Consider the following 5,635-nt stretch of genomic DNA (forward strand, 5'->3'; position numbering starts at 1 on the left):
TGAAAAAATGACTCGAAGGAATCTTATTGATGAGTTGGAGAGAGTTGTTCATTCCCTTCAAGAAAGTTATTTAGATATTTGTTTTGGTGGAGAAATTGAACCAGACCCATCCTATGATCTTCAGGATGATAAATAATGTGAGAAACGAAGATAATTCCAGATTTGATTTCTAATACAATCACCGATTAGTTAGTGTAATACTTACGCTAACCACTTTTTCTTTTTGTCCAAAGTCCAATTATCAGTTATCAGTGGGAAATTTTGTAGGGGCGGGTTTTTTCTAGAATCTCGATACATGACATTAATTTACCATTACCCGCCCCCCTTCAGTAGCAACCTTTAACCTATTATCTATAATAGGAAGTATAAAATAAGAAGAGCAACTTTACCCTATTAGCTTGAGACATGACAAAATCTAATACTATTGACAAAATTCCAACTCAGGTTAACATAGAAAAATCAGAGGAAAAAGTAGAATCCCAGAATTTATATCTGCGCCTATTTAGCTATGGTTTACCATATAAAACACCGTTTTTACTAGGCATATTATTAACAATAATTGCCTCATTTATTACTTTCTTTGTCCCCCAAATTAATCGCTATGTTATTGATGTAATTATTCCCGCAAAAGAATTCAATATGCTGCCTTGGGTAGCAGCACTTATCCTATTGATGAGTTTAGTAGGAGGTATATTATCTTTTTTGCAATTGTATGCGATAAAAATATTTGGAGAAAACACAATTAAAAGTATTCGCATAAAGCTATATCAACATCTTCAATTTTTGTCCATTAGTTATTTTGAAAATCAACGTACTGGTGAATTAATATTACGATTGGGAAGAGATGTAGAAATAGTCGGGCAATTACTGAATTCTAATTTAATCGCAATTCTAATTGATAGTTTTGCTTTTATTGTCGTTTTTATTTATTTATTAATCAGTAATTGGCTTCTAGCAATAGCGATCGCCCTGACTTGGCCTTTGATAATTTATCTTTTACAATTTACTCAGAAAAGACTCAAAAAAATATTCCAAGATACGAATCGAGCAAGAGAGATAATTAGCAATCATTTACAAGACACTATATCGAATATTACAATCATTAAATCTTTTGGTAACGAGCAGTATGAAATTGACCGATTTAGTGAATATAGTCATAATTATATGGAGAAAAACCTCCAGGCAACTCGATTTTTAGCTATATCTACACCAGTAATTAATACCCTGAATAAACTAGGTAATGTCATTGCATTAGTTTTTGCTTCTTGGGGAGTAATGGTTGGTAGTTTGACTATTGGAGAATTAACAGCTATTTTGAGTTATGTCACCCTTCTAAATAAACCAATTAGTCGGTTTAGTGGGTTAATCAGCATGATTCAAAAAGCAACAGTATCAGCTCAAAATATTTTTTCAGTTCTAGATACTAAACTGGAAGTTATTGATAAGGAAAATGCTATTGATTTAACCTCTATTCAGGGTAATATCAAATTTGAAGAAGTGGGGTTTGGTTATCAAGATAGAGAGTTAGTTATTGAGGATTTCAACTTAGATATTAAACCAGGAACTTCAGTAGCTTTAGTAGGTTCTTCCGGTGCTGGAAAAAGTACAATTGCTAAAATAGCAGCACGTTTTTATGACCCGAAAAAAGGGCGAATTTTAATTGATGAACACGACCTAAGAGATGTAAGTTTAAATTCATTGCGATCGCATATTGGCATTGTTCCTCAAGAAACATTACTGCTCTACGGTACGGTACGAGATAATATTATTTACGGTAAGTTAGATGCGACAGATGAAGAAATTGAAACAGCAGCAAAAGCGGCTAATGCTCATAACTTTATTATGAGTTTTCCTGATGGTTATAACTCTATTATTGGCGAGCAAGGAGTGAAATTATCAGGAGGACAGAGACAAAGAATAGCGATCGCCCGAGTGTTGCTAAAAAACCCTCAAATTGTCATTTTAGATGAAGCAACTTCAGCTTTAGATTCTGAGTCAGAAAAATTAATTCAAGAGTCTGTAAATAATCTTTTTCAAGGACGTACTAGCTTGGTTATTGCTCATCGACTTTCAACTATTTGTGATGTAGATTTAATTGTAGTTCTGGAAGAAGGCAAAATTGTGGAAATGGGAAATCATGCAGAATTAATTGCTCAAGAGGGGAGATATGCTTATCTCTACGGACTACAATTATCTGAAAATAAATAAGTATTTCCTCCCGAATGCTGCGCAAACAGCGGTCAGCTATCAGCTTTATTCTCTTTAAAGGAGAAAAAAGCAATAGCTGAATGCTTACTAAAATAATCAGAGTTAAGGTTTAGAAGGAGCGCAATTATATTAATAATAATGAAACTTGATATAATACCAATTTAAAAAAAGAATGTTATCAATAATTGGGTCAGCTAAAATGCTGGAAGTCAGATTGATCTTTGAGAAAAAGAATATTGTTTGACCCTAAAAAATGATATTGAAGCTATTCCTACTGGCTACTGTACGGGCGAATGGCCATCTGGCTACTGTAGTTAGTCAATATATTCCAGGTAAAACCAAATAACTTGCCCCCTTGTTGGACTTCTAAACGTGGATGAGAGTATTGATGAAGAGCTTAATGTTACTTTTAGCACTAACTCAGGAGGGATAAACCGATGCTGCTTTTAATGATTTATTAAAATTAATTCAAGTCGAATATATAATGTACGACCAAATTTTAGACTTAGATTGTCCATTTTCTTTTGAGTGCTTGTATAGTCATCCTGGTTCTCTTATTCCCTACGACCAGAGCGGTACTCGCAAACAAGTTGCAATTATTGGCGGAGGAATTGCGGGACTTGTTAGTGCTTACGAACTAAGTCAACTCAACCATAAAGTTACTTTATTAGAAGCTGATTCTCGTTTGGGAGGAAGAATTAAAACTCATTATTTTAGGGACGGGACTTATGGAGAATTGGGTGCAATGCGAATTCCCGCAAGTCATGGTTGCACTTTACACTATATAGATAAGTTTAAGTTACCTAAAAGACCTTTTATTAATTATAATCCTGCAGCTTTTTATTATCTGAGAGGAAAGAAGACTTGTTTAGATAGTTATCAAGAGTTGTTTTCTGTTTACAATTTAACCACTGATGAAAAAAAAGATCCTGGGATAATTTACGATGAGTTATTGTCAGAATTAATCGATTCTTTTTCCGAACAGGAAAAATGGGAATTATTTGCGCCAACTTTTACCAGCGATCGAGTTAGAAAATGGGATAATTTAACAGTTACTGAATTTTTTCACAACCATCTTTCTCCCGATGCTTTTCAATTACTAGGTCATGCTACTGGAGCAATCCATTATGAAAAAGTTTCTCTATTAAATGGTTTAATTGACTTCTTTGCTTGGCATCAAGTTGAACAATATGAGTTAATTGGAGGGATGGATATTTTAATTAAGGCTTTGGCTAAAAGAATATCAGGAAAAATCGAGACTGAAGCAAAAGTAACGAATATAGCAATCACAGATAAAGGGGTTCTAGTTGACTGGAATAAGTTGGATAAGCAACAGACTGCCGAATTTGACTATATTATTTGTACTGTTCCAACTACTGCTTTAGCTCGAATTAATTTTGACCCTATTTTGCCTAGTAAACAACAGGAAGCTATTAACAATTTAGGTTATTGTAGTTCTAGTAAAACTCTATTACACTGTACTGCCCGTCCTTGGGAATTTGCAGAAAATATTTATGGCGGGGGCAGTTTTACGGACTTAAATATTGAAAAGTGTTGGTATCCTTGCGATAATGCTCAATTAGATTCAAACAACTTTTCTCAACCTCATTTTGTTGCTAAGAATAAAGATATTTCCTATCAGCCATCTGTATTAACTGCTGCTTATCGTTGGGAAGATAATTCCAGAAAGTTTGTTACTTTAGATGAGTCAACTAAAACAGATTTAACTTTAGAAGAAGTTTCCCAACTACATCCCAATATTAAACAATATACTGATGATGTTGTTCATAGTATCTGGGATGAAGATAATAATCTTGGTTCTGGTTCTTATGCCTATTTTGCCCCTGGCGATCGGGAAAAATATCAACCTTTTCTTGGTCAACCTTATCCTATAAATAATCCCCGTGTATTCTTTGCCGGGGAACATTTAGGTATTAATCATGCTTCGGTTCAAGGAGCAATTCAAACAGCCGTTTCAGCAGTAATTGATATTCTGGAAAGTTCTATATTTTGAAATTGAGATACAATTAAAGATACAGATAGGAGGTTTTCAAAATGCCTAGTTTAACAGTAAAAGATTTAGAAAAGCTACAAGTACAACATCCTGATTATAGGATGGAATTAGTCAGTGGAGAAATTATTTTTATGAGTCCTTCAGGGTTAGAATCTGAAGAAGTAACAATAGAAATTGCTGCTCAACTTCGGAATTGGGTACGTCCTCGTAAATTAGGTAGAGTATCCGGTTCTAGTGCTGGTTTTCGTTTACCTAACGCAGATGGAGATGTTCGCACTTCCGATGCTTCTTTTATCCTAGCTGAACGTTTACCTCCCACTACAGAAGGTTACGCGGAGTTAGTTCCTGACTTGATGTTTGAAGTTAAATCTAAAACGGATAGTTTAACTAAATTATGTCAGAAGATACAGGAGTTTTTGGAATTGGGAACTAAAGTTGGGGTGTTAGTCGATCCGAGAACTCGCACCATGGAAGTTTATCGCCTTAATAGAGATAAAGTTGTGCTGGGGGATGGGGATGTGCTGCAAGTGCCGGAATTGCTTCCGGGTTGGGAATTGCCTGTGGTGGAAGTTTGGGCACCTGAGTTTGATTGAGAAGACTGTTTATTCTTCTCAAGTATTACGTTAAGTTTGAATGTTTAAAAGGTATTTCATATGATCGTACTCCTTATAAACGCCAATATACTGGATTTGCTGTTGAGTAAATTGACGTTTAAGAGAAAGCAAAAGCCATTAAACTGTGGAGCGACTAAGCTTTTCATAAATCCTCTCCGCCCGCTCAACCATTTTTCTATGCTCAGGAAAAATGTTAATTTTAACTTGCGTTGGTGGCAGAATTCCACTACTATTTTCTAAAGTTTTATACCATTTTGTATGAAATTCATAGTCTCTTGACTCCCACTGCTTCAATTTACCATCGTTCCAACCCAACATTCGAGGATCGAACTCAACCCCAATGCGTTGGCAATAACTAGCCAAAATTTTATCTGGATTCTGTCGGAAGCGATTACTCTCAACTACAATTGGTTGCTGTCCAAGTTCTTGAGTCACTATTTTGTACATTTCATCCAAAGAACTAAAGCCAAACTCCTCCTCTGTAAAGTTTTCATACAGTTTATAAAGTGAAGTAATTGTTTCTTGAGGGTGGCGAATAATGAAAGTATTAATGATTGAACCAAGAAAATATTTAAACTCCTTATCAATATAGGGAAGTGCCTGAAAAGCCATGTCTTTAAAGAAGACTAGGGGAGCCACCTTTGATTTAATCTCCTCAACTGCTGATTTGATGTCGTAGTTTTGTCGATCCTGACGATTCCCAAAGCTAGTGGATCGTCGCCACTTACTAAAATAATAGATGTCGGCAAAGGGGGCATGTAGAACTACTGTATCGCAGCGTTGCATAAAAGTTTTTTCA

The 5,635-nt window shown here is 35.1% G+C and carries 4 protein-coding genes; 3 read left to right on the plus strand and 1 reads right to left on the minus strand.

Translation table 11 applies throughout. The features are described from left to right. Positions 1 to 405: 405 nt before the first annotated feature. The 3 genes from F6K13_RS15690 to F6K13_RS15700 all read left to right on the plus strand — a co-directional run bounded on the left by F6K13_RS15690 (position 406) and on the right by F6K13_RS15700 (position 4,815). Positions 406 to 2,208: an ABC transporter ATP-binding protein gene (locus F6K13_RS15690; RefSeq protein WP_287244983.1), complete on the plus strand. Its 1,803-nt coding sequence runs from the start codon at positions 406 to 408 to the stop codon at positions 2,206 to 2,208. 484 nt (positions 2,209 to 2,692) lie between these two features. Then, positions 2,693 to 4,222, plus strand: coding sequence for an NAD(P)/FAD-dependent oxidoreductase (locus F6K13_RS15695; RefSeq protein WP_124144947.1), 1,530 nt, complete (start codon positions 2,693 to 2,695; stop codon positions 4,220 to 4,222). 41 nt (positions 4,223 to 4,263) lie between these two features. Next, the gene (locus F6K13_RS15700) at positions 4,264 to 4,815 is read left to right on the plus strand and encodes a Uma2 family endonuclease (protein ID WP_124144948.1); all 552 of its coding nucleotides are present in this window, start codon (positions 4,264 to 4,266) and stop codon (positions 4,813 to 4,815) included. A 138-nt stretch (positions 4,816 to 4,953) separates the two neighbouring features. Here the strand turns inward: F6K13_RS15700 and F6K13_RS15705 are convergent. Further along, positions 4,954 to 5,635, minus strand: a 682-nt coding sequence (locus F6K13_RS15705) for a sulfotransferase family protein (RefSeq protein ID WP_287287807.1), incomplete at its 5' end; no start/stop codon positions are given.

Origin of the sequence: Okeania sp. SIO2B9 (genome assembly GCF_010672505.1) — a bacterium.
In the GTDB taxonomy this organism is placed as follows: Bacteria; Cyanobacteriota; Cyanobacteriia; order Cyanobacteriales; family Microcoleaceae; genus Okeania; species Okeania hirsuta.

Excerpts from the sequence above, each read along its gene's own strand:
- F6K13_RS15690 (WP_287244983.1), top strand. The coding sequence starts at position 406 with ATGACAAAATCTAATACTATTGACAAAATTCCAACTCAGGTTAACATA.
- F6K13_RS15700 (WP_124144948.1), top strand. The coding sequence starts at position 4,264 with ATGCCTAGTTTAACAGTAAAAGATTTAGAAAAGCTACAAGTACAACAT.
- F6K13_RS15695 (WP_124144947.1), top strand. The coding sequence starts at position 2,693 with ATGTACGACCAAATTTTAGACTTAGATTGTCCATTTTCTTTTGAGTGC.